At 29.2% G+C, this 24690-nt stretch carries 17 protein-coding genes; 8 read left to right on the top strand and 9 right to left on the bottom strand.

Features of this window, described 5'->3' with window-relative positions; all coding sequences use genetic code 11:
* The first annotated feature begins 23 nt into the window (after positions 1–23).
* The 3 genes from rnr to AC2GW8_RS09295 all read left to right on the top strand — a co-directional run bounded on the left by rnr (position 24) and on the right by AC2GW8_RS09295 (position 3223).
* Positions 24–2219: a ribonuclease R gene (gene rnr / locus AC2GW8_RS09285; protein WP_440879595.1), complete on the top strand. Its 2196-nt coding sequence runs from the start codon at positions 24–26 to the stop codon at positions 2217–2219.
* Positions 2220–2331: 112 nt separating this feature from the next.
* Positions 2332–3009 carry a head GIN domain-containing protein gene (locus tag AC2GW8_RS09290; protein ID WP_440879596.1) on the top strand — a complete coding sequence of 226 codons (678 nt, stop codon included), beginning with the start codon at positions 2332–2334 and terminating at the stop codon, positions 3007–3009.
* Positions 3010–3040: 31 nt separating this feature from the next.
* The gene (locus AC2GW8_RS09295; protein WP_440879597.1) at positions 3041–3223 is read left to right on the top strand and encodes a twin-arginine translocase TatA/TatE family subunit; all 183 of its coding nucleotides are present in this window, start codon (positions 3041–3043) and stop codon (positions 3221–3223) included.
* Between the two features lie 67 nt (positions 3224–3290).
* Here AC2GW8_RS09295 and AC2GW8_RS09300 read toward each other — a convergent pair whose 3' ends face one another.
* On the bottom strand, positions 3291–4217 hold the full coding sequence (locus AC2GW8_RS09300) for an SPFH domain-containing protein (protein WP_440879598.1): 927 nt from the start codon (positions 4215–4217) through the stop codon (positions 3291–3293).
* Positions 4218–4332: 115 nt separating this feature from the next.
* Between AC2GW8_RS09300 and AC2GW8_RS09305 the strand changes: the two genes are divergently transcribed.
* Positions 4333–4728 (top strand): DoxX family protein, encoded by a 396-nt coding sequence (locus AC2GW8_RS09305; RefSeq protein WP_440879599.1) that lies wholly within the window; start codon positions 4333–4335, stop codon positions 4726–4728.
* A 140-nt stretch (positions 4729–4868) separates the two neighbouring features.
* Here AC2GW8_RS09305 and AC2GW8_RS09310 read toward each other — a convergent pair whose 3' ends face one another.
* The 4 genes from AC2GW8_RS09310 to AC2GW8_RS09325 form a co-directional block, all read right to left on the bottom strand.
* Positions 4869–5729, bottom strand: coding sequence for a class I SAM-dependent methyltransferase (locus AC2GW8_RS09310; RefSeq protein ID WP_440879600.1), 861 nt, complete (start codon positions 5727–5729; stop codon positions 4869–4871).
* Between the two features lie 204 nt (positions 5730–5933).
* Positions 5934–7811 (bottom strand): tRNA uridine-5-carboxymethylaminomethyl(34) synthesis enzyme MnmG, encoded by a 1878-nt coding sequence (gene mnmG, locus AC2GW8_RS09315; RefSeq protein WP_440879601.1) that lies wholly within the window; start codon positions 7809–7811, stop codon positions 5934–5936.
* A gap of 31 nt (positions 7812–7842) precedes the next feature.
* On the bottom strand, positions 7843–8259 hold the full coding sequence (ybeY, locus tag AC2GW8_RS09320) for an rRNA maturation RNase YbeY (RefSeq protein WP_440879602.1): 417 nt from the start codon (positions 8257–8259) through the stop codon (positions 7843–7845).
* Between the two features lie 43 nt (positions 8260–8302).
* On the bottom strand, positions 8303–11632 hold the full coding sequence (locus AC2GW8_RS09325; protein ID WP_440879603.1) for a DUF4175 family protein: 3330 nt from the start codon (positions 11630–11632) through the stop codon (positions 8303–8305).
* Between the two features lie 395 nt (positions 11633–12027).
* On the opposite strand from AC2GW8_RS09325, the gene AC2GW8_RS09330 reads away from it, so the two are divergent.
* Together AC2GW8_RS09330 and gltX are read left to right on the top strand one after the other, a co-directional pair.
* Positions 12028–12855, top strand: coding sequence for a transporter (locus AC2GW8_RS09330; protein WP_440879604.1), 828 nt, complete (start codon positions 12028–12030; stop codon positions 12853–12855).
* A 260-nt stretch (positions 12856–13115) separates the two neighbouring features.
* Positions 13116–14630 (top strand): glutamate--tRNA ligase, encoded by a 1515-nt coding sequence (gene gltX / locus AC2GW8_RS09335; RefSeq protein ID WP_440879605.1) that lies wholly within the window; start codon positions 13116–13118, stop codon positions 14628–14630.
* A gap of 45 nt (positions 14631–14675) precedes the next feature.
* On the opposite strand, the gene AC2GW8_RS09340 is transcribed toward gltX, so the two are convergent.
* Both AC2GW8_RS09340 and AC2GW8_RS09345 read right to left on the bottom strand, forming a co-directional pair.
* Positions 14676–15263: a hypothetical protein gene (locus tag AC2GW8_RS09340; RefSeq protein ID WP_440879606.1), complete on the bottom strand. Its 588-nt coding sequence runs from the start codon at positions 15261–15263 to the stop codon at positions 14676–14678.
* Between the two features lie 52 nt (positions 15264–15315).
* Positions 15316–15753 carry a tellurite resistance TerB family protein gene (locus tag AC2GW8_RS09345; protein ID WP_440879607.1) on the bottom strand — a complete coding sequence of 146 codons (438 nt, stop codon included), beginning with the start codon at positions 15751–15753 and terminating at the stop codon, positions 15316–15318.
* 1014 nt (positions 15754–16767) lie between these two features.
* Here AC2GW8_RS09345 and mfd point away from each other — a divergent pair.
* Positions 16768–20112, top strand: a complete 3345-nt coding sequence (mfd, locus tag AC2GW8_RS09350; RefSeq protein WP_440879608.1) for a transcription-repair coupling factor — start codon at positions 16768–16770, stop codon at positions 20110–20112.
* 12 nt (positions 20113–20124) lie between these two features.
* Positions 20125–21459: a TlpA family protein disulfide reductase gene (locus tag AC2GW8_RS09355; RefSeq protein WP_440879609.1), complete on the top strand. Its 1335-nt coding sequence runs from the start codon at positions 20125–20127 to the stop codon at positions 21457–21459.
* Between the two features lie 144 nt (positions 21460–21603).
* Here AC2GW8_RS09355 and AC2GW8_RS09360 read toward each other — a convergent pair whose 3' ends face one another.
* The gene (locus tag AC2GW8_RS09360) at positions 21604–23205 is read right to left on the bottom strand and encodes an alanine/glycine:cation symporter family protein (protein ID WP_440879610.1); all 1602 of its coding nucleotides are present in this window, start codon (positions 23203–23205) and stop codon (positions 21604–21606) included.
* Between the two features lie 122 nt (positions 23206–23327).
* Complete coding sequence (locus tag AC2GW8_RS09365; protein ID WP_440879611.1) at positions 23328–24419, bottom strand: hypothetical protein; 1092 nt, start codon at positions 24417–24419, stop codon at positions 23328–23330.
* Positions 24420–24690 lie beyond the last annotated feature (271 nt).

Below are 24690 nucleotides of genomic sequence, written 5' to 3' on the forward strand. Positions count from 1 at the left end.
AAAAATTTTAAGACGCTAGATTAATGACTAGAAAGAAAAAAATACCAAAAAGAAAAGGAAGAACTATAAAAGACTTAGGAAGGAAAATATTAAAAATCCTAAATAAAGATAGTAATAAGAACTATAATTATAAACAACTTGCATCACAGCTTGAAATAAGTGATTCAGAGGGAAAGAATCTTGTTATAAAAAAGCTAAATGAGTTTTTAGCTACAAAAAAAATTATCGAGACAGAACGTGGAAAATATAAAATCAATGAAGATCGAAAATATTATACAGGTACATTAGATACTACCTCAAATGGTAATGCCTATTTTATATGTGATGATTTTGATGAAGATATTTTTGTACCCTCTGTTAATTTAGGTCATGGATTACATAATGATACTGTAAGAGCTTATGTTTATAAAAAAAGACGCAGTAATAAAACTGAGGCAGATGTAGTAGAAGTTATAAAACGTGCTAAAAAAGAGTTCGTTGGGGTTTTACAGATGAGTAAAAATTTTGGTTTTGTTCTGCCTGATAGCAATAAAATGTATACTGATATTTTTATACCTAAAAGTAAAATTAATGGAGCAGTTAACGGTGATAAAGTTCTAATTAAAATTACTGACTGGCCGGAAAACTCAAAGAATCCTTTTGGTAAAATATTAGATATATTAGGAAAGCCAGGAGAACATGATACAGAGATTCACTCAATTTTGTTAGAATATGGACTTCCGTATGACTTTCCTCCTGAAATTGAAGAAGAAGCAAAAAAACTTCCTATTCAAATAACTGAAGATGATATTTCTATAAGAAGAGACTTTAGAAATGATTTAACTTTTACGATAGATCCAAAAGATGCTAAAGATTTTGATGACGCACTATCTTTTACCAAATTAGATAATGGAAATTATGAAATAGGAGTACATATAGCAGATGTTTCTCACTATGTTCAAGAAGGAACTGATTTAGATAGAGAGGCATACGAAAGAGCTACCTCTGTATATTTAGTGGATAGGGTTGTGCCTATGTTGCCAGAAATATTATCGAATGGTGTATGTTCACTTCGTCCTAATGAGGAAAAACTAACTTTTTCTGCAGTATTTGAAATAAATGAAAAGGCGCAAATTATGAATCAATGGTTTGGACGCACGATTACTTATTCAGATAAAAGATTTGCATATGAAGAAGCTCAATATATTATTGATTCTGAAAGTAACGAAATTTCTGAGGAAGTTTCATTAACAGGTGAAAAATATAGTGTTGATAATAATATAGTTGATGCCATTTTAACATTAGATAAATTAGCTAAAATATTACGCAAACAAAGAATGGATGAAGGGGCGATTTCTTTTGATAAGGTTGAAGTGAAATTTGATTTGGATGAAAAATCAAATCCCGTTGGAGTTTTTTTTAAAGAATCAAAAGATGCAAATAAATTAATAGAAGAATTTATGTTATTGGCTAACAGAAAAGTTGCTGAAGCTATAGGATTTTCCAAAGGTAAAGCATCTAATAAAACTTTTATTTATAGAGTTCATGATGAACCTGATGTAGAAAAACTAGCTTCATTACAGAATATAGTAAATAAATTCGGATATAAAATTAACACAGAAACAAAAGAAAAAACTTCTAAAAGCCTTAATAAACTTTTAAGTGATGTACATGGAAAAGGAGAAGCAAATATGGTTGAAACATTAACCATAAGATCTATGAGTAAAGCTGAATATACAACTCAAAATATAGGTCATTATGGTCTCGCTTTTGATTATTACTCTCATTTTACTTCTCCAATACGAAGATATCCTGATGTCATGACACATAGGTTATTACAACACTATTTAGAAGGAAAAAAATCACCCAAAGTAGAAATTTATGAAGAGCGATGTAAACACTCGTCTAAAAGAGAAGAACTAGCATCTAAAGCTGAACGTGATTCTATAAAATATATGCAGGTAAAATATATGCAAGACCACAAAAATCAAAAATTTGATGGAGTTGTTTCAGGTGTTACCGAATGGGGGGTTTATGTTGAGATTATAGCTAATAAATGTGAAGGAATGATTCGAATTAAAGATATAAAAGATGATTATTATATTTTTGACGAAAGCCAATACGCTATTGTTGGACAGGCAACTAAAAATACAATTCAATTAGGAGACAATGTTGTTGTTAAGGTAAAGCATACAGATTTAGAACGAAAGCATCTCGACTTCGAATTAGTATTAAGTTAAAGTTTATTAATAACTAATAATAAATTCATAAAATTGCCCTTACAGTATTACTACGATTGACAATTATTAATTTTATCATAAGTAATTGAAGAGTTGTTAAAATATAAATAAAATGAAAAGAAATATTTTTTTTAGCATGTTTTTTGTTAGTTTTTTTATTTGTGCTCAAAATAAAATAACAAAAGATTTAGGGTCTTTTAAAGTATTAAAAGTCTATAACGGTATAACTATTGACCTAATCAGGTCGAATAAAAATGAAGCTATTGTATCAGGTATTAAGTCTGACAAAGTGAGATTTAAGTTAGATAATGATAAATTAAAAATTTCGTTATCATTTCCTGAAACAACGGCGGATGGTAAAGCTAAAGTAGTTCTGCACTACGCTAATGATATAGAGATTATTGATGCGAATGAAGGTGCTGTGATGACGGCAAAGAGTTTAGAACAGCAATCTGTTCAGATAAAGGCTCAAGAAGGTGCATTTATTAATATGGTTATTAATGTTAAACATTTGAAGGTAAAAAGTACTTCAGGTTCTGTAATTAAACTTTCAGGTTCTAGTAAAAACCAATCAGTAAATGTAGATTTAGGTGCTAATTATCATGGATACAATTTAAAGGTAGCAGCAATGAACATTATTAGAGCTGGCTCAGGAGCTAAAGCAGAAGTTAATTCAGGTGAAACACTTGATGCTAAGGTATCTTTTGGTGGCTCAATTTTTTATAAAGGGAAGCCCGAGGTTTTGAAAGAGAAAAAAGTAATTGGAGGGGTAATAGAACACAGAAGTTAATTTTGTATCTTTGTAAAAAAATTATTTTAAAATGAATGCATTTAATATTTTTTTAGGACTTGTAGGACCATGGCAAATTGCTATTATCGTTGCACTTGTTTTATTAATGTTTGGTGGTAGGAAAATACCTGAGCTTATGAGGGGATTGGGAACAGGCATTAAAGAGTTTAAAGATGCAACAAAATCGGATTCAGACGAAGATACTAAATCATAAATTATAAACAAAAAGCGAATCATTTGATTCGCTTTTTGTTTATTGTTCAAGTTGTATTCATTATTATTTAATCATTTTTTTTTCTATTCTTAGCGTTTTTCATTGCCTCACCTATTTGATTACTTGCAGTAAAACTAGCTACCATATTATTTAACATATCACTTCCGGCTTGTGGTGAGTTTGGTAGTAGAATTAAGTTACTATTTGTATCGGCTCCTATAGCTTGTAAAGTGTCATAATGTTGTGTTACTACTATTAAAGCGGAAGCTTCTTGACTATTTATTCCTACCTTGTTTAAAACTTCAACAGATTCTTCCAAACCTCTTGCTATTTCTCTTCTTTGATCAGCAATACCTTGCCCTTGTAATCTTTTACTTTCTGCTTCAGCTTTTGCCTTTTCTACTATTAAAATACGTTGTGCGTCTCCTTCGTATTGTGCCGCAACTTTTTCTCTTTCAGAAGCATTAATTCTATTCATTGCTTCTTTTACCTGTGCGTCTGGATCAATATCTGTAACTAGAGTTTTTATAATATCATAGCCATACTCCATCATGGCATTGTTTAATTCTGATTTAACAGCAATAGCTATATCATCTTTATTGACAAAAACATCGTCTAATCTCATTTTAGGTACTTCTGCACGAACAACATCAAATACATAAGAAGTAATTTGATCATGAGGGTAATCTAGTTTATAAAAGGCCTCGTAAACTTTTTCTTTAATAACTTTATATTGAACAGATACTTTTAATTTAACAAAAACATCGTCTAAGGTTTTAGTTTCAACTATAACATCCAATTGTTGAATTTTTAAACTAAGCTTTCCTGAAATTTTATCAACTAAAGGAATTTTAAGTTGTAATCCTGAGTGACGAATGCTTTGAAACTTACCAAAACGTTCAACAATTGCGGCAGTTTGTTGTTTAATAACAAAGAAAGACGATAATAATAGAATTATTACTATAAATAGTATAGGAACTGAAAAAAATGACATAACAAAAGATATTATAATTAGTTTGTTAAAGATACATTTTCTTTTGTTTCATTAAGTAATTTTTATTTAGGAGGTTTGTTCATTATGATAAAGTTATATTTGCAAAAAACAACATATGGAACTTATTAAATCTAATCTAACACAAATTTTAATTTTATTGTTTTTGGTAGCAACTTTTTTGCAATCAGGTGTTGATAAAGTAACTGACTGGTCTGGAAATTTATCATTTATTAAAGATCATTTTAAAAATTCACCATTGAAAAATATGGTTTCTATTTTATTATCTATTATTCTTGTTATGGAAATAACAGCTGGTGCTTTTATGTTTATAGGTATTTTTAATTTGGTTACTACAGGGTCTAAAGATTTAGCTCTATTAGGTGTACAATTATCATCATTAACTTTAGTATTTTTACTTATTGGTCAAAGATTAGCAAAAGATTATGCTGGAGCAATGACCTTAGCTGTTTATTTTATTATTACAGTATTAGGTATGTATTTGTTAAAATAAATTTTATTTATACTTATTATTTTATAATATGTTATCTTTATTTAAAAAAACTGTTTAAATTAGTTTTAAGCAGTTTTTTTTGTTTTTCATATACATCTATGATAGTTTGTATAATATATCCTTAAATCAATTAAAAATGATTATTCTTCTTTTTCAATGATATATATTAAAGATGAATAGTTGTTTTTACCAATGGCTTTGATATTAGATTTCAGTCCTATGTAAAAAGCTTTAATGTAATTTATTTTTCCGGATTTATATTTTTCACTTAGAAGCGACACATAAAAAGAATCGAAAAGCATTGGACGAATTTTGATAATTTTTAATCCGTGAAATTTAAAGATTTTATTCATCGAAATTTTTGAAAAATGCCATACGTGTCTTGGTACATCATAGGCTGCCCAGTATTGTTTGTAGTATGATGCATCATAACTTTCAAAATTAGGAACGGCTACGATAAGTTTACCATTTTTTGAAAGCGATTTTTTTAACTTATCAATATATAAATGTAATTCAGTAATGTGCTCTAGAGCATGCCAAAGCGTTATTATATTGTATTTTTTATCAGGTATTTCTTCTAAAGAGTCTTTCAATTGTATTTCTTTTTTTAAAGCAATTAGTCTTGCTTTTTCTGAAGGTTCCATTCCTTCTGATTCCCAGTTATGCTCGCTACAATATTTTATAAATTCACCTGTACCTGCACCAACATCTAAAATGGTTTTATTTTTGAAACCAAAACTATTTATAAGATTTAGTTTTTTTCGTAACGAGTATTTTTTTACTAACTGGTAAACTTTATCTACCAATGATTTCCTACTATCTGTATGAGAAATATAGTTAGTACTTTCATAATAATTATGTAAATCTTTTGGTAAAGGAGAGGTGACTAGCATGTTTAATTGTTCATTATACATTACTTCATAGCTTTCTTTCGATACTGTATAATCAATACAGTTTAGATATGGTTTTAAATTTTTGTAAAGATCTTTGCCTTTTCTCAATGTTAAGAATTATTAGTTAATGTATAGAGAACAATATTACGTAATTTTCACAAACGTTTCACATGGAACATTTGTGAAAATTACGTAATATTTATTATTTTTTAAAATAAAACCAACTAATAAAATTTAATTTTATTAGTTGGTTTCCAATAAATGATTTTCTTTTTAAAGAAAATTTTTATTTATCGTATAGATATTAATATATTATCGGCCCATATATACTAAAAGAACAGATATATCACTTGGTGATACACCACTTATTCTACTTGCTTGTGAAATAGAAGTAGGCTGTATTTTGTTTAATTTTTCTCTTGCTTCATAAGAAAGTGATTTAACTTTACTGTAATCAAATGATGAAGGAATAGGAACATTTTCTAGTCTATTAAGTTTATCCGCATTATTTTTTTCTTTTTGAATATAACCAGAGTATTTTAAATGAATTTCTACTTGTTCAATAATTTCATCATCAATTGAGTTTTCTCTTATAAAAGAATTTAATTTTTCTATGTTTTTAAAATCATTAAATACTAGTTGTGGTCTTGTAGCAATTTTATATAATTTCATTGATTGATTTATGCACGCTAAATTTTTAGCTTCTAAAATTGGATTTATTTCTTCTTTCGAAACACTTAATTCTTTTATAAATTGTAGTAACTTTTCTGTTTTTAGTTCTTTTTCTTTTACCCTATTAAGTCTTTCTTGTGAGGCTAAACCTAAGTTAAAAGATTTATTCGTTAACCTTAAATCTGCATTATCTTGTCTTAATAGAGTCCTGTATTCCGCTCTAGATGTAAACATTCTATATGGCTCTTCAGTTCCTTTTGTAATTAAGTCGTCAATTAAAACACCTATATAAGCCTCACTTCTTTTTAATATAAAAGGTTTCTTGTTCTTGGTTTTTAATGCTGCATTAATCCCTGCCATAAGCCCTTGTGCAGCTGCTTCTTCATATCCAGTTGTTCCGTTAATTTGTCCAGCAAAAAATAGATTTTCTATTTTCTTGGTTTCTAAATTATGTTTTAATTGTGTTGGTGGAAAATAATCGTATTCGATAGCATAACCATATCTAAAGAATTTTACATTTTTAAATCCTGGTATTGCTCTTATAGCTTTATCTTGTATGTCTTCTGGTAATGAAGTGGAAAAACCATTTACGTAAATTTCTACAGTATTCCAGCCTTCTGGTTCTACAAATATTTGATGTCTTTCTTTCTCCGAAAAACGATTAATTTTATCTTCAACTGAAGGACAGTAACGAGGTCCCGTTGATTTAATTCTGCCGTTAAACATTGGTGAACGATCAAATCCTTCTTTTAATATTTCATGTACTTCCGGATTTGTATATGTTAGATAGCATGATCTTTGTTTTTTTAGAGAAGTTGTAATTGGAAGGTATGAGAATTTTTCTGGTATTTCATCGCCAGGTTGTTCTGTCATTTTCGAATAATCTAAAGATCTACCATCTACTCTAGGTGGTGTGCCAGTTTTCATTCTTCCTGATTCAAATCCAATTTTTATTAAATCTTCTGTAATTCCAGTTGATGCCCCCTCTCCTGCTCTACCACCACCAAATGTTTTTTCACCAATATGGATTAATCCATTTAAGAATGTTCCTGCTGTTACAATTACAGTTTTTGCCTTTATTTGTAAACCCAATGCTGTTTTAACACCTATAACTTTATTGTTTTCAAATAATAAACCATTAACTGAATCTTGATAGAAATCCAGATTTTTCGTCTGTTCTAGCATAGTTCTCCAGCATTCTGCAAACTGCATTCTATCAGATTGAGCTCTGGGGCTCCACATGGCGGGCCCTTTCGATTTATTAAGCATTTTAAATTGAATAGCTGTTTTATCTGTTACTATCCCACTGTATCCACCTAATGCATCGATTTCTCTCACAATTTGTCCTTTTGCGATTCCTCCCATGGCAGGATTACAACTCATTTGTGCTATATTTTGCAAATTCATTGTAATTAATAATGTCTTAGCTCCCATATTGGCACTACCGGCTGCCGCTTCACTACCTGCATGTCCTCCTCCTACTACTATAACGTCGTATATGGTATTATATAAACTCATTTTATAAATTTAAGTTCCACGTGGAACTAGGTTATATTTTACTTAAAATTTTTAAACATTTATTTTCTTTTTCTCTCATGTTTTTTTTTTCTATATCAGATTTGTCTTTATATCCTAGATAATGCAATATGCCATGTATAATTACGCGATGAAGTTCATTATCAAAATTAACATTATAAAGACTAGCATTTTCTCTAACACGTTCAATTGATATAAATATATCTCCACTGATTTTTCTACCTAAAGAGTAATCAAAGCTTATGATATCGGTTAATGTATCGTGTTGAAGAAATTCTACATTGATTTTATGTAAATAAGCATCATCACAAAAAATATAATTGATCTCACCGAGAGAGCCAGCTTCGTCTTGAATACATTTTTGTATCCAAGAACTAGTGCTTTTTTCATTCGTTAATTTAAAGTCTATTTCGTAATTAAATTCTATCATTTGATTTGTTGAAAATATTTTTATCTAAAATTTTTATTTATAATTAATTTTTAGATGTCTTCTCTTTTTTTGTAGTTGTAAAGTATTGTTTAACTTTCTGTTTATAATTTTGATGCAAAGGTAACGAATGTCTATTTAATATTTCTGTTTGATTGTTATACTGCTTTTTGAAAATAAGTTCTTTTTCAATGTTATTAATGTACTCCCTTATATTGGTATTTGATTCACGTTCTTGTTTTTTACCTTGATCAAAAGATGCTTTATTTAACTTTAATAATTCATATTTTAGATTCTGCATTCTTTTAATATTCTCTTTATTAAAGCCATTTTCTAAAATTTTATTTTCTAACTCTTCCATTTTTTGAATTGCTTTTTTTGAATTACCTGTACCTTCTTTCCCCTTACCTATAGCATCTTCTAGTTGCTGTCTTAATCTAGATTGTTCTTTGAATATTTCATATAATTCACCGCTCATTTCTTCTCCGTTTTTACCATTTTTTCCTTGCGCTCCATTTTGATCTTCACCTTCACCTGGTTGCTTACCTTTTCCTTCTTTAGGGTTTCCTTTTTCTCCTTTTTTAATAGCATTTTTCATTTTTTCCATTAGTTCACTCTGCTTTTGAATAATATCAGGCAAACTAAAAGAATCTCCTTTGCCTTTTTTTCCTTTACCCTGTCCCATTCCCTGCTGTGGGTTTTGCATTGAATCAAGTGTGTCGCTTAACATATCAGCAAGTGTATTTGCTGAAGTCATTACGTATTGTTGATTTGAGATACCATTCGTTATTCTGTTTTCTGTAAGATTATCTAATGATTGATCAATATTGTAATGAGCATTTGCTAATTCTTCTTGAATTTTAGTACTTATACTAGGTACTCGCATTGATAAAGTAAATAAGCTGTCGTCAATATGTTCAAAGTAAGTTTTTAATTGATTTTGTTTTTTAATATTTTTCCCAAAACTTGGATGCGCTGTATTCGTATTTGTAAACTCATTCATTAATTCCTCTTGGCCAAATGAGAATGTTACCAAATTTTCAAGTATTTGTCTTAAACTCTCCATGTTTTCTTCTTCCATTTCAGCGCTCATCGATTGCATTGAATTGGTCATCATATCCTTCATTTCTTTCATTTTTTGAGCAGCTTTTTTTTGATTTTGCTTTGCTTGCGAACTTTTTTGTTGATTCATATTGTTTAATGATTCTTTCATTTCTTGTTCAGCTTGTTTTTCCATTTCTTCCATTGACGGAATGTCCATTGGTTCTTTTAAATCTTTATTTTCTTTTTCAAGTTCGTCTATATTCTTTTTTAAATTTTTAAAGTCCTCGTTTAACTCTTCTTGTTTTTTAATATCATTTTCTTTTTTAGATAAATCCTCCTGCTTTTCCGATAGTTGATCAAGTTTTTCTTTAATTTGATTCATTTTCTGCTCAACATAATAACGTTTGGTCATTTCAAGGATCCTTTCTAAACTCCTTTCTTTTTGTTTATTCTGCTCGGCTAGCTCTTTTGTTTTCTTTATAAGATCTTCTTTTTTTAACTTATCAGCTAATTCTTTTAGTTCATTAAGCAGCTTTTGTTGTTTGTTTATTTTTTTTAATTCCTCTATTCTTTCTTTTAAATTTTCTTTTTTTTCTTTTAATGAGGGAGTATTTTCTTTTTTCTCTTCCAAATTTTGTTTTATTTTTTCCGCCTGACGCTCCATTATTTGTTTATATTGTTGTTGGCGTTTTATTAAGTCTTTGATGTTTTTTTGATCACTCCAGCTAATATTTTTTTTATTTTGAAGTTCTAACTGTATTTTGTCTACTTCTTTTTTAGTTTCTTTTTGTTTTTTTAATGAATTTTCTAATTTATTTATATGGTTTTTTTGTTCTTGTAAAAGCTCCTCTTTTATTTCATGTGCAGATTTTTGACGATAATAAAATTTCCTGCTAATTGTATATTTACTACCATTTACACCATCATTATCATATACTTTAAAATAGATTTCATAATTTACATCATTCTTTAAATTTAAATTGTTAGGAAATTCATAGAAGAAACTCTGAATAGTTTCTCTATTAGTTTTAATGATTTGAATATTTACATCTTCTTTATTTTTTTGATCACTATAAATTACTTCTAGTTTTGATATTCCATGATCATCAGAAATTTGACCTAAAAATTGGGCATTACCTCTGGTAATACTATCAATATTCGTTTTTATTTCAATATCAGGAAAATCATCTTTTATAACATTAATTTTAAATTGCAGTTCCTCATAATTTTTTAGGTCTTTATTAGAGGTTGATAAAGTATAGTCAAGTGTTTCTAAAACTTGCTTTTCTAGTGTGAATATGTTTTTTGAATCTTGAATAAATTCTTTATTTATTTTCTGCGAATTAAATTTAAGCGTATCTGTATCAGATGTTTTAATCTTCCAGGTTATAAATGTTCCTTGTGGAACAATTAAATTTGATGCGTTCTGAATAGTTTCATTTTTTTTGTCTAAATATGCTGGATATATAAGTTTTAGAGTAATGTTTTGTATTGAAGGAGTATTTATAGTTTTAAGTAAATATGCTCTTGATTTAACATTATTCGCTTTTATGAAAAAAGAGAAAGAGTTTTGAACATTATTGAAAGTATATGAAAAAAGACCGTTACCGTCATGTTGCATGTAGTATTGTTGACCATTAAAATGAACTTTAGCTTCTTGAGGAATAAACTCACCTTTTGTCTCAAAATATATTGTAATTGATTTTCCTTTTATAACAGAGAAATTAGATGTTGTTGGAAAAAAATAAAAAGGGCTCGGAGGAGTATATGCTTTTCTGGGGTTCATAACGCGCTCAAAACTTTGATTGAGTTTTGAATTAATCCCAGTTAAAAGAGTGAAAAGCCAAATGAAAATAGGAATTAATGTATATTTTAGATATTTAAAGTTAGATTTAAAATTAACAGCGTTTGAAAACGGTATTGGATGAATTTCTTCAGATTTTTGAGAAATACTTGCTAAAAGTAATTCGGACTGTTCTGTATGACTTTTTAATTGTAGAATATTAATCAATTTATCATTAACTTCAGGAAAATGTTTTCCTATTATTTTTGAAGCTTCTTCGGAAGAAATACCTTTTTTTAAACCAACAATTTTGAATAAGGGGAAAAGAATAAATCGCATTAATAAAATAACTTCAACTGTTATGAATAACCAGAAAAGTAATGTTCTCAAACTTGTATCTAACCATAAAAAAAATTCAATGAATAAGGTTATGAATAGGTAAATTACCCCAAGAGAAATAAATAATAAAGTTCCTTTTATAAGTTCATTGGTGTAGTATTTTTTACTAAACTGGTTTAATTTTAGCTCAATTTTTTTAAAATTTTCCATCTGTTTTCTTGATTTATTTTATTTACTCTTTCAGTTTTTAATAAATTGAATAATTAATTCTTATATAATTAAGGCTTTGAAACATCTATGTGCCGTATGATTTTTTTGTAAAATCACTATTTCCTTAAAGAATATAAAATTTAACATTCCTTTACTAGTTATTTTGTTTTTTAAACAACCTTTAGTTTACTACTATTTTTTGTTTGCTTTAAAATGTTTTTTAGGTAAGTAAAGTGTTAAGAATGTCATTATAATATAACTTATAAAAATACTACATTTACATTTAATTAATATAAAAAAAAGTGTAAGGGAATATTACTTGCTTCTACTATAGTATAATGTTAGTAAATTATTAACTAACTCAATTAATAAGTATTATAATTAAAATCAAACATATGAAAAACATAAAAATCATTCTAGCACTGGCCTTTACAGGCACATTATTTGCTCAAAGTCCTTGGACAAAAAATAAAAATGAAGCCTATTTACAAATAACTTTTTCTTCAATTTCAAATTATAAAGAATTATTTGGAAATCCAGATTATAGCACTGACAGAGAGATTACGGACAATACATTACAACTGTACGCAGAATATGGTATGTCAGATAAAACGTCTCTTTTCGCTAACATACCTTTTAAAATGGTAAAATCAGGAAACTCTACTCTTAATACTGCAATAACCTCTGAAGGATCAGAATCATCTTTTGGGAATATACAATTAGGGGTAAAACATAATTTTTACAATAAAAAATGGTTGATCTCTGGGCAAATAGGTATTGAGGCAAATACGGGTACGTATAATACTACAACAGGTCTTCGTACTGGATACGATGCATGGACAATTACACCCTTAGTACTTGTTGGAAGAGGGTTTAATAGTTGGTATATTCAAGCATTTACTGGAGTAGATATTAGAACAAATGATTACAGTAGTGCTTATAAACTAGGTGGAGAACTTGGTTACAAGGCTGTTGATTGGTTATGGGTTGCTGGATTTTTGGATGGTGTTGCTTCTTTTCAAAATGGAGAAACTGTGATTCCAATTAGTAATGTTTTAACAGGATTGTATGTAAATAACCAGAGCTATGCTGCTTTCGGATTAAAACTGATTGGAGAAATTAATGATAATTTTGGAGCAAATGCCGGAATTGGAGGCGCGTTTGGTGGAAGAAATGTTGCTAGAAAGCCTGCTTTTAGTTTTGGTATATATTACAAAATTTAGATTAAAAATAGATGGATATTTTATTTAAAAGACCACCATTTGGAGGTCTTTTTTGATTTTATATCTGGAATCAATTTTGTCTTGTATTTTTTGAATTTCAGAATATCTAGTTTTTAATTATTACTATGTTCCTAAAAGTTTTTTAAATTTCACTTCGATAGTAAAAATATGCAATGAGTTTATAAGATAAAGTTATCTTTGCGTTGCCTTAGGAATGAACCAGTTTCATACAAACAGATTATTAAAAGAATTTAATTAAAATGACTGACAACGTAAGAGTACGATTTGCTCCAAGTCCAACAGGACCCCTTCATATGGGAGGAGTAAGAACTGCATTATTCAACTATTTATTTGCTAAAAAGCATAATGGAACTTTTGTGTTAAGAATTGAAGATACCGATCAAACACGCTATGTAGCCAATGCAGAAAAGTATATTATAGACTCATTGGAATGGTGTAATATTCCATTTGATGAAGGACCTGGTAAAAATGAAAAATATGGGCCTTATCGTCAGTCAGAACGTAAAGATTTATATAAACAATATGCTGATCAACTTATAAAAAATAATTGGGCATACTATGCCTTTGATACTAATGAAGAGTTAGATGCGTATAGAAAAAATAATGAAGAAAATGGTAAAACCTTTATTTATAACTGGCATAACCGTGAAAAACTTCAAAATTCATTAGCATTATCTAAAGACGAGGTACAGAAAAAAATCAATGCTGGAGAAAAATTTGTAATTCGTTTTAAAACTCCTCAAGATGAAATTTTAGTTATGGAGGATGAAATACGTGGAACAATTTCGGTGAATACAAGCACTTTAGATGACAAAGTGTTGTATAAATCTGATGGAATGCCTACTTATCATCTCGCTAATATTGTAGACGATCATCTCATGCAAATTTCACATGTAATTCGTGGTGAAGAGTGGTTGCCTTCTCTCCCACTTCATACATTACTTTATAAAGCTTTTGATTGGAAGTCACCAAAATTTGCACATTTGCCTCTTATTTTAAAGCCAGTTGGTAAAGGGAAATTAAGTAAAAGAGATGGTGATAAATTAGGGTTTCCTGTTTTTCCATTAAAATATGTAAATGAAGAAAAAGGTGATATATCAAGAGGATACAAAGAAGATGGGTATTTTTCGGATGCTTTTATTAATATGTTGGCTTTTTTAGGGTGGAACCCTGGTACAGAAAGGGAATTATTTTCTTTAACTGAATTAATTGAAGTTTTTGATTTACAAAGAGTTAGTAAATCTGGAGCCAAATTTAATCCAGATAAAACGAAATGGTTTAACCAACAGTATATGCAACTAAAATCAAATACTGAATTGTCAGATGCATTTGAACTAATACTGGCCGAAAAAGGATTAAAATTTGAACACAGTTATACAGAAAAAGTAATTTCTTTAGTTAAAGAAAGAGCTATTTTTGTCTCTGATTTTTGGGATTTAGCTAGTTTCTTTTATGAAACTCCTTCGGATTACGATACAAAGGCAGTTAAAAAGCAATGGAAAGAATCTACACCAGATCTTATGAAAGAATTGATTATTGTAATAGAGTCAATAATTGATTTTAATTCAGAGAATATTGAAGAAATAGTTAAAAAATGGATTTCTGAAAGAGAAATAGGTTTCGGTAAAGTTATGCAACCCTTACGTCTAAGTCTAGTGGGAGCTTTAAAAGGACCTCATTTATTTGATATCATGGAAATGATTGGAAAAAAGGCTACAATAGAAAGAATTCAAAATGCAATTAATAATTTATAATATAAAAAAAGCGGCTAATTTATAAGCCGCTTTTTATGTTTTTTGCTAGAAACAGAATCCACCTTTTGTAGTGGTTACTTGATTACCTTTATTAAAAATATTTCTCCAATCTAATTTGAAAATAAGGCTCATTGTTCCTTGTACATGAGAACGCATACTTTCATAACCCTCAAAAGAATGCTTATAATAAATTTGTGGGCTTACTCCTATTCGTTTTGATATCCAAAAAACTCCTCCTACTCCTAAGTTTAATGTAGGTGTCATTTTTCGTTCAGAATCTACTACACTTCCACCAACAAAAATATAAGGTGCAAAATTTTTTAAAATAGCATCTAAATTATAACGAAAAGATCCATCCATTGAAAAGTAAGAAACAGAATTTTTAATAATACCTATATCGTCAATAGTATTGAAGGATAGGGCTGCATCAATAGAAAAATGTTTACCGATTGGAGCTGTTAAATTAAAACGAGGAACTTGAAAAATAGTTGCATCTCCAATAAAACCAGCATCTTTTGAACTAAATTTAGTGATACCAGCACCAAAACCAACTTGCCAAGTATCATTTAAATTTTGACCTAAAATGGATCCGGTAATTAAAAATAAAGCAACTACAATGAAGAGTTTTTTCATGAATTAAGGATATATTATATAGTATAACTTATAAAATGTAAAAATAGTATAATTATAAATTCTGATTTACTTTTTTAATAGCTGAATTAAAAATGGTTAGATCATCATCATTTAGAACCAAATGAATAGCTTCATCACATATTTTTTCAATATTTTGTAAAGGAAAATTTAAAGCGACGGCAATTTTATTAAGAATACCTACTTCTTTTTTATCAATTTTTTCATCTGCAAAAATCATTTTTGTTAGCGTATACAATCGTGCAATTCGTTCTTCATACTCAATAGGAGGATTTACTGGGTACTTTTCAGGGTTTTTTAATATCTTTTGATATTCTTCATCACTTATGTTTAATTTTTTAGCAGCTCTATCAAGTAATTTTTGTTCTTCTTTAGTAATTACATTGTCTACTATTGCAATTTTTATGATACTTGCAAAATGACCAATTTCTTGTAAATGTTTTCCTTTTGAATATAAATCTGATATTGACATAATAAACGTTTTTTTATGACACAAAGTTAGCGAAAAAAGTTACTGTCAATTTCTTCTAATTTAAAAACAAAAACCGTCTAAAAAATTCTTTTAGACGGCTTTATAAAGGGAATCGGGGAACTTAACCAAGTATGCTATAGATTTTACAGTATTTTGAAAAAAATGAAATTATTGTTTGGTGTTTAAGTAGTTTTTAAAGATATATTTGATATGTAATTCAAAGTAGATTTATTTCTTAATTTTACTTTTATAATATTGAAAGACATTTTATTACATGGTGTAAATTCATTCTCAGCATTGCTCAAAGCTCTTATTTGTAAATATGGATTATTTTTAAATAAAAAATAATATCAAAAAGTAATAAGTATTTTTCCTTAGTTTTTTATTCAATCTATCAGTTATATTTTGAGACTGCAACATAAATAACTTTTTAAATTATTAGTTTTTTATAAGTACTACAAAACCACGACAAAAACATCATATAATTACTACAGAATAGTATAATTTTTTTCTATTTATTTAGATATCAATTTTTTAATTATTTCAATTCAATTTTCAGATGTAATTTTTTAGAAATTAAAAGTAGATCTCCAAATATTTCGAAAGTCTAATGATTACTACATAGTGGTTATTATTGTTACAAATGAAAAAAAATAATCTCACAATATTTTTATTGTATTTTTTGTGAATTAAAGTATTTTTTTTTCTTATTGAAATGTTTTTTTTTATAAATATTCCTAATTTTTAAAGCTGTATTTAAAAAGCTTTTTAAGCTATTTTTTTAGATAGTAATGTTCTTGTATTTATTTAGATAAAACCTAGTTTCTAATAGCTTTAAAAAAGGTTTTGATAAAAATGGACTAAATTTTCTTTACGCTTAGTAGTTTTTTGATTTATTTTAAAATGGTCTATGATACAGTTATTAGAAATGTTTCGTAATTAATAAAAAAATACATCAAGCAGTCTAAACATTTTATTAAATGCATTCTCTTATCTTTGTGAAAAAATTTTTCGTTGAGCAAGCAAACCATTGTAAATCATTACCAGCAATCAGGTAAAGTAACACAGATTGTAGGTCAGCTTCAACAAGGCCCACACCATTTTCAATTAACGAATTTGGTAGGATCTTCGTTGTCTTTTGTTATTTCTGAAACTTTTAAAAAAGCAAATAAGCCTTATCTACTAATAATGAATGATAAGGAAGAGGCAGCTTACTATTTGAACGATTTAGAACAGCTTTTGGGTGAGAAAAATGTTTTATTCTATCCAGGTTCGTATCGTAGACCCTATCAAATAGAAGAAACAGATAATGCTAACGTTCTATTACGTTCAGAAGTTTTAAATAGAATTAATTCTCAAAAAAAACCAGCTATAATCGTTACCTACCCTACTGCTCTATTTGAAAAGGTAGTCACTAAAAAAGAGTTAGAAAAAAATACGCTTAAGTTAGGTGTTGGAGAGCAAGTATCACTCGATTTTGTAAATGAGGTCTTATTTGAGTATAATTTTAATCGAGTAGATTTTGTAACAGAGCCAGGAGAATTTTCAGTAAGAGGAGGAATTATCGACGTGTTTTCTTTTTCAAACGATGAACCCTATCGTGTTGAGTTTTTTGGTGAAGAAATTGATAGTATCCGAAGTTTTGATGTAGAAACACAACTGTCAAAAGAAAAGTTAACTAAAGTAAGTATTATGCCAAATGTTGAAAACAAGGCATTAAAAGAAACAAGAGAAAGCTTTTTAAAATATATTTCTTCAAAAACTGTAATATTTTCTAGAAATACAGAGATATTAACTGCAAACCTTGATAAATTTTATAAAAAAGCAGAAAAAGCTTTTACTGAATTATCTAAAGAGGTTCAACATGCCAAACCCACTACCCTATTTTGTAATGGTCATGAAATTAAAGATCAATTACAAGATTTTACAGTAGCACACATAAGTTTTCGTTCAGAATTAAAAGAAGAAAATCCTAAAAAAGATGTGCTATTTCGCATAAAACCACAACCTTCTTTTAATAAGCAGTTCAATTTATTAATTGATAACTTAAACGATAATCATAAGGAAGGATTTACCAATTATATTTTTTGTGCAAATGATAAGCAAGCACAACGATTTAAAGATATTTTTGATGATGCTGATCAAGAAGTTCATTATGAAACGCTGGTATTTCCTTTATATCAAGGGTTTATTGACATCGATAAAAAAATAGCATGTTATACTGATCACCAGATTTTTGAAAGATATCATAAATTTCGCTTAAAAAACGGATATGCCAAAAAACAATCCATCACACTACAAGAATTAACTAAACTTGAAGTTGGCGATTATGTAACTCATATTGACCATGGTGTCGGAAAATTTGGAGGCCTACAAAAAATTGACGTAGAAGGTAAAAAACAGGAAGCTATTAAGTTAATCTACGGAGACCGTGATATTTTGTATGTTAGTATACATTCTTTACATAAAATATCAAAATTTAATGGTAGAGATGGGAAAGCACCTAAAATTTATAAACTAGGATCTAATGCTTGGAAAAAAGTCAAGCAAAAAACAAAAAATCGTGTTAAAGAAATTGCGTTTAATTTAATACAATTATATGCTAAAAGAAAATTACAAAAAGGGCATGCTTTTGGTCCAGATACAAATATGCAACATGAATTGGAAGCAAGTTTTCTTTTTGAAGATACACCCGACCAATTCACGGCTACGCAAGATGTAAAAATTGATATGGAAAAAGAACAACCAATGGATCGTTTGGTTTGTGGAGATGTTGGATTTGGAAAAACAGAAGTAGCTGTAAGAGCAGCATTTAAAGCAGTAGACAACGGAAAACAAGTTGCTATTTTAGTACCTACTACTGTATTGGCTTTTCAACATTTTAAAACTTTTTCAAAGCGATTAAAAGATTTTCCAGTTGTAATTGATTATCTTAACCGTTTTAGAACAACTAAACAACGCAAAAATGTTTTAGAAGGAGTTTCTAGTGGGCATGTAGATATTGTAATTGGGACGCATCAGTTAACTAATAAAAGTATAAATTTTAAAGATTTAGGATTGCTAATTATTGATGAGGAGCAAAAGTTTGGTGTAGCAGCGAAAGATAAGCTAAAAACGATAAAAGAAAACGTAGATACCCTTACTTTAACAGCAACTCCAATTCCTAGAACATTGCAGTTTAGTTTAATGGCAGCCCGTGATTTATCAGTTATTAAAACCCCCCCACCCAACCGACACCCTATTGAAACCAATGTGATGCGTTTTAGCGAAGAAACGATTCGTGATGCTATTTCATACGAAATAGCTCGTGGTGGACAAGTATTTTTTATTCATAATCGAATAGAAAACATTAAAGAAGTTGCAGGTTTATTGCAACGTTTAGTGCCTGATGCTAAAATTGGTATCGGTCACGGTCAAATGGAAGGAAAAAAATTAGAAGAACTAATGTTGGCTTTTATGAATAATGAGTTTGATGTATTGGTATCAACAACGATTATTGAGAGTGGTCTTGATGTACCAAATGCCAACACTATTTTTATTAATAATGCCAATAATTTTGGCTTGTCAGATTTGCATCAAATGCGTGGACGTGTAGGACGTTCTAATAAAAAGGCCTTTTGTTATTTTATTACGCCTCCCTATCATCATATGACTGACGATGCGCGAAAAAGGATTCAGGCACTTGAATTATTCTCTGATTTAGGAAGTGGGCTTAATATTGCGATGAAAGACTTAGAAATTAGAGGTGCTGGAGATCTGTTAGGTGGAGAACAAAGCGGTTTTATCAATGATATAGGTTTTGATGCCTATCAGAAAATTTTGCAAGAAGCTATTGAAGAATTAAAAGAAAATGAGTTCAAAGAGTTATATGAAACAGTGGAAAAAGGAGAGAAAGAATATGTAAAAGAGGTACAAATTGATACTGATTTTGAAATTTTATTTCCGGATGATTATGTAAATTCGGTAAGTGAACGATTGGTACTTTACAACAAACTTTCAGAAGTTACGAACGAAGAAGAATTGCAAGTTTTTGAAAGTGAAATTATTGATCGTTTTGGAGAATATCCAACGCAAGTATCTGATTTATTCGATAGTGTTCGTATCAAATGGTTGGCAAAATCCTTGGGGCTGGAAAGAATTATATTGAAACAAAAAAGAATGATAGGGTATTTTGTATCGAACCAGCAAAGTGATTTTTATCAAACATCTGCTTTTACAAGGGTATTAAAATATGTTCAGGAGCATTCGAAAAGTTCGGTAATGAAAGAAAAAGAAACAAAAAACGGATTACGCTTATTAATAACTTTTATTAGAATTGATACGGTTAATAAGGCGTTAAATACATTAAAAAAAATATAAATTAATTTACATATGAAAAAAGTACTTTTTTTAATCATTGTTATGATGAGCTCTTCACTAGTAAGTCAGCAATTAATAGGAAAAGTGCAACACTTTTCTAGTACATCAGAGCTTTCCATTGTTGAAATATCAGAACGGGTTATTAAAGAAATAAAGCTTGATAATGAAGGAACATTTTCTACTGAAAATTTAAAGTTATCTGAAGGCTATTACTTATTTAGAAGTGGCAATGAATCCATTACCATTTACTTAAAACAAAACGATGTACTTGTCATTAATTTTGATGCAGGTGAATTGGTAAATACAGTCGCTTTTTCAGGAGAGGGAACGAAAAGAAATACCTATCTAATTTCCAAAAGACGTTACAGTGATAAACTTAAAGAAAAAACAGACATATTTTATGGTGTTGATGTAGTACAGTATAAGAAGAATGTTATGAGTTTGCATAAAAGGTACAAAGAATTATTGACCAAAGAAAAGTTAGACAAGGACTTTGTAGACCATGAAATAACTAATTTAAAGTATGATTATTTATTGGATTTATTTAACTATAAAAATTCACAAAAGGTATATTTTGGTAAGGAAATTAAGATGCCAAGTGAATTTTTAGCACTTTTTGAAAAGACAAATTTAGATAATGAAAAATTGTACACAATATTTCCAGCGTATAAAAATTTAGCATCCTTAAAATGGAAGTTAGATATAGAAAACAACGAAGGTTTTGTAAAAATGGATCAAGTTTTTTCAAAAGTAAAAACCAAACCCTTAAGTTTGGAGTTACTTTTTAGCTTTTATTACGCTATTACAGAAAAACCTGAAAAAGCAGAAGACTATTATGCACTGTTTCGGAAATACGTAACGAGTCCTAATTTTATAAGACGCGCTAAAAGTCAACTAAATAGTGTAAAAGCTACTGCAAAAGGAAAAAAATCACCGAGTTTTAATTACAAGAATACAGAAGGACAGCAAGTTACTTTAGCTAATTTTATAGGAAAGTATGTTTTTATTGATATTTGGGCTACGTGGTGTATGCCTTGCCTTCAGCAAATTCCTTATATAGAGTCCTTAGAAAAGAAGTTTAAAGAGAAAAAGATCGTTTTTGTGAGTATTTCTGTAGACGATGAAGATAAAATAGACTTTTGGAAAGAAACAGTAAAAACTAAAGCTATGAAAGGTGTACAGCTTTTTGCAGACAAGTCATTTGATTCTGATTTTATAAGAAGTTATGGAGTAGCATCCCTTCCAAGGTTTATTTTAATAGATCCTTTAGGAAATATTGTAAATAGCAATATGTATAAACCGTCAGATACTAAAACAGCTAAAATCCTTACCGATTTATTACAATAAGGATAGTAAGATTTAAAAATGATGATATTATTGGATATTTATTATTTTTTAAAATAGAAAATCTGAAAAAGCACTGACAAATGTGGTTGCGTACACAAAATATCAGCGCTATAATAAAAACAGGAAGACTCTTTTAAAATTGAATTATATTTTTGATTTTAATATTTGAATATCATATAAATAACGTTTAATTTCTTTTCTTACTTTTGGAAATAATAGCAATAGGCCAATCATATTAGGAAAAACAAGTGCAAGAATCATTGCATCAGAAAATTTAATTACAGCATCAAGCGTTACGGCTGCTCCTAAAACAGTAAACATTAAGAATATAATTTTAAATACTAGGTCACTCCACTTACCTCTGCCAAATAAATATTTCCAAGACTGTAATCCGTAGTAAGACCATGATAAAATGGTAGAAAAAGCAAATGAAGCTACGGCAATTACAAGCACATAAGAAGAACCTGGAATAGCACTATCAAAAGCCAAAGAAGTTAAGTTTACACCACCAAGCCTAGAACCATCAGCCATAAGTGCTCTTCCATTCACTACATCACCATAAACAAAAGCCCCGTCCATATTAAACATTACAATAATAAGGGCTGTCATGGTACAAACGATAACCGTATCGATAAAAGGTTCTAACATGGCTACAAGGCCTTCTGAAGCGGGATATTTAGTATTTACAGCAGAATGTGCAATGGCTGCAGAGCCAGTTCCTGCCTCATTAGAAAAAGCTCCCCTACGGAATCCTTGTATGAGAACTCCAATAAATCCTCCTGCAATGGTTGCTTTTGGTGTAAAAGCTTCAGTAATTATTATATGAACAGCATCGTCTACAAAGCTAAAATTTGATAGAATTATAAAAAATCCTGAAAGTACATATAATGCCGCCATTAAAGGAACTATTTTTTCGGTGACTGAAGCAATTCTTTTAATACCTCCAATGATAACAATACCAACAAAAACAGCAAAAATTAAGCCTATAATACTACCTGAAGCGGCTCCTTCAATGCCAAATCTTGAAATAATCTGTGCTGCAGCTTGATTTGTTTGAAATGCATTTCCTCCTCCGAAAGATGCACCAATACACAAAACAGCAAAAATAATAGCCAAAGCTCTACCTAGCTTTCCAAGACCTCGCTCTTCTAACCCCTTTGATAAATAGTACATAGGTCCCCCATATACATTTCCTTCACCATCAATATCTCTATATTTTACACCTAAAGTACATTCTACAAACTTAGAAGACATACCTAGTAATCCTGCAATAATCATCCAGAATGTAGCACCAGGGCCACCAATAGATATAGCAACGGCTACCATGGCAATGTTGCCTAATCCAACAGTACCCGAAACGGCGGTAGCTAGAGCTTGGAAGTGATTTACTTCACCAGAATGTTCATTAGTTGCTTTTTCATGTGTTTCATTGTCTTTTTGTGTACTAAATTTTTCTATATCGTCATATTTTCCTCTTACTACTTGGATTGCTGTAGAAAAATGTCGTATATTAATGAAACCAAAATAAAGAGTGAAAAATAAAGCGCCCGAAACTAATATTATTAAAATAATAGGAAGCTCTAGTCCGAAGAAATTAATGGATGCTAAAATGAGGTTTTCCCACCAGGTAGCAAATGGCATAAAGGCATCGTTAAGTTGTTTGTCTATCTCATGAGGTTGTGCCTTAGTAATGATAGGAATTAAAAAAAAAAAGATGGCTAGTAAGCGTTGTAGTCTTTCAGACATAATTAAAGTTTTATGATTTGCGACCGCAATTTTTAAAATAGATTTTTTTCTAAAACTAATTATCAGAAATAATACATAAATGTCAGTAAAAAATCTACTGACAAAAAAAATAACACATTGTTTTACAGTGAAATATTTTCTTTTGGGATTTTTAAACGAATTTTTCTATCTCTTTTTTCCGACATTTCAAAAAGTGTTGTTTTTAGTGGGTTTAGATGGTGTTCTGTACTCCAGTTACCCTTTCCAAAAATACCATCTAGTAAGCAGACAAGTAATCTTTTTACCTCATTATAATCTTTAATATCGAAGGTTTTTGTGGCTATAGAAAAGTTTTTTGGTTTAATTTCTAACCATTCCATACCGGATAATTTGCGTTTTGCGAACTTTATAAAAAGTTCAAATAAGGCAGGTGTTAATTTGACTCTGCGTTTTTCTGAACCTGGAAATCCATTTAAAACAACAAGATTTTCTACTTTTCCAGAGGCAAGTTTGGTTTTTTGAAATTTGACGTATAAATGATGAGAGTTAGGAATAATGTTTTCAGAAAGTTCTTTAACCCAACTTAAAGCCAAAGCAAAGAAAATCATAATTAAGGAAGTCTTAAAAATGGCTGAAAATAAAGTTAAATTAATAGCATTTCCAGAGAGTTTGTAAATCTGAGCTATCCAAGCAACCAAAACACAAGTTAATGATAAAAAAGCAAGTGATTTTAAACGTCTTTTTAAGAACGACTCCCATAAAACATAACCTAAAAAGCCAAGTGTAAAGAAAGCATAGTATACATCTAGCTCGTTAATCACAGTAATTACATTACCAGAAATCATTCGATTTAGTGTGGGAAGCAATGAAAAAAGAAATGGAATTCCCACAATATATATCCATTGCTTTGATTTAATGATATGTTTAATAGTACTTGGTAAATACCTAAACCAAGGAAGGGATAATAAGATAAACAAACTGTTAAGTAACGACCAAACACTTCTCCATCCATTGATAATATATTCGATTTTAGTATCACTTTCTATAAAATAAATTTCAGATGCACCTGAGATACTCCAGCATAAAACAGAGAGCGCTAACCATATTTGTCCAAAATCATTTTGTTTTTTTCCAATATGCCACCAAATCGCTATTAAAGCGATAAAAGCAAATAAACACACTGAGAGTTGCCACCAACCATAAAAATAAATTATTTCATGACTGATTTGTTTCATATTCATTAATTTAGAGATCATATACTAAATATATTTGGGGCTCGTTAGTACCCTTGTTTTTAAATTAGTTACTGTATTTTCCCCTCGTGTGTAAAATTTAAGAAACTTAAAGAAACCTTTTTTTTGCATTACGATATTGAATGTTTACTGAGTTTTAAACTCATTTACTACATAGAAGTATTTGACTAGAACTACTTACTTTTTGGTTTTAAAAATACGCTAAATTACAATACTGCACCGTTATTTAACGATGTCAGCTCAGTATTTATGG

This window comes from Tenacibaculum profundi, assembly GCF_057162725.1.

Bases quoted from the DNA above. Each gene is read 5' to 3' on its own strand.
- gltX (WP_440879605.1), top strand. From the start codon at position 13,116: ATGACTGACAACGTAAGAGTACGATTTGCTCCAAGTCCAACAGGACCC.
- mnmG (WP_440879601.1), bottom strand. From the start codon at position 7,811: ATGAGTTTATATAATACCATATACGACGTTATAGTAGTAGGAGGAGGA.
- AC2GW8_RS09300 (WP_440879598.1), bottom strand. From the start codon at position 4,217: ATGTCATTTTTTTCAGTTCCTATACTATTTATAGTAATAATTCTATTA.
- AC2GW8_RS09295 (WP_440879597.1), top strand. From the start codon at position 3,041: ATGAATGCATTTAATATTTTTTTAGGACTTGTAGGACCATGGCAAATT.
- AC2GW8_RS09305 (WP_440879599.1), top strand. From the start codon at position 4,333: ATGGAACTTATTAAATCTAATCTAACACAAATTTTAATTTTATTGTTT.
- ybeY (WP_440879602.1), bottom strand. From the start codon at position 8,259: ATGATAGAATTTAATTACGAAATAGACTTTAAATTAACGAATGAAAAA.
- rnr (WP_440879595.1), top strand. From the start codon at position 24: ATGACTAGAAAGAAAAAAATACCAAAAAGAAAAGGAAGAACTATAAAA.
- AC2GW8_RS09340 (WP_440879606.1), bottom strand. From the start codon at position 15,263: ATGAAAAAACTCTTCATTGTAGTTGCTTTATTTTTAATTACCGGATCC.
- AC2GW8_RS09355 (WP_440879609.1), top strand. From the start codon at position 20,125: ATGAAAAAAGTACTTTTTTTAATCATTGTTATGATGAGCTCTTCACTA.
- AC2GW8_RS09360 (WP_440879610.1), bottom strand. From the start codon at position 23,205: ATGTCTGAAAGACTACAACGCTTACTAGCCATCTTTTTTTTTTTAATT.
- AC2GW8_RS09290 (WP_440879596.1), top strand. From the start codon at position 2,332: ATGAAAAGAAATATTTTTTTTAGCATGTTTTTTGTTAGTTTTTTTATT.
- AC2GW8_RS09330 (WP_440879604.1), top strand. From the start codon at position 12,028: ATGAAAAACATAAAAATCATTCTAGCACTGGCCTTTACAGGCACATTA.
- AC2GW8_RS09345 (WP_440879607.1), bottom strand. From the start codon at position 15,753: ATGTCAATATCAGATTTATATTCAAAAGGAAAACATTTACAAGAAATT.
- AC2GW8_RS09325 (WP_440879603.1), bottom strand. From the start codon at position 11,632: ATGGAAAATTTTAAAAAAATTGAGCTAAAATTAAACCAGTTTAGTAAA.
- AC2GW8_RS09365 (WP_440879611.1), bottom strand. From the start codon at position 24,419: ATGAAACAAATCAGTCATGAAATAATTTATTTTTATGGTTGGTGGCAA.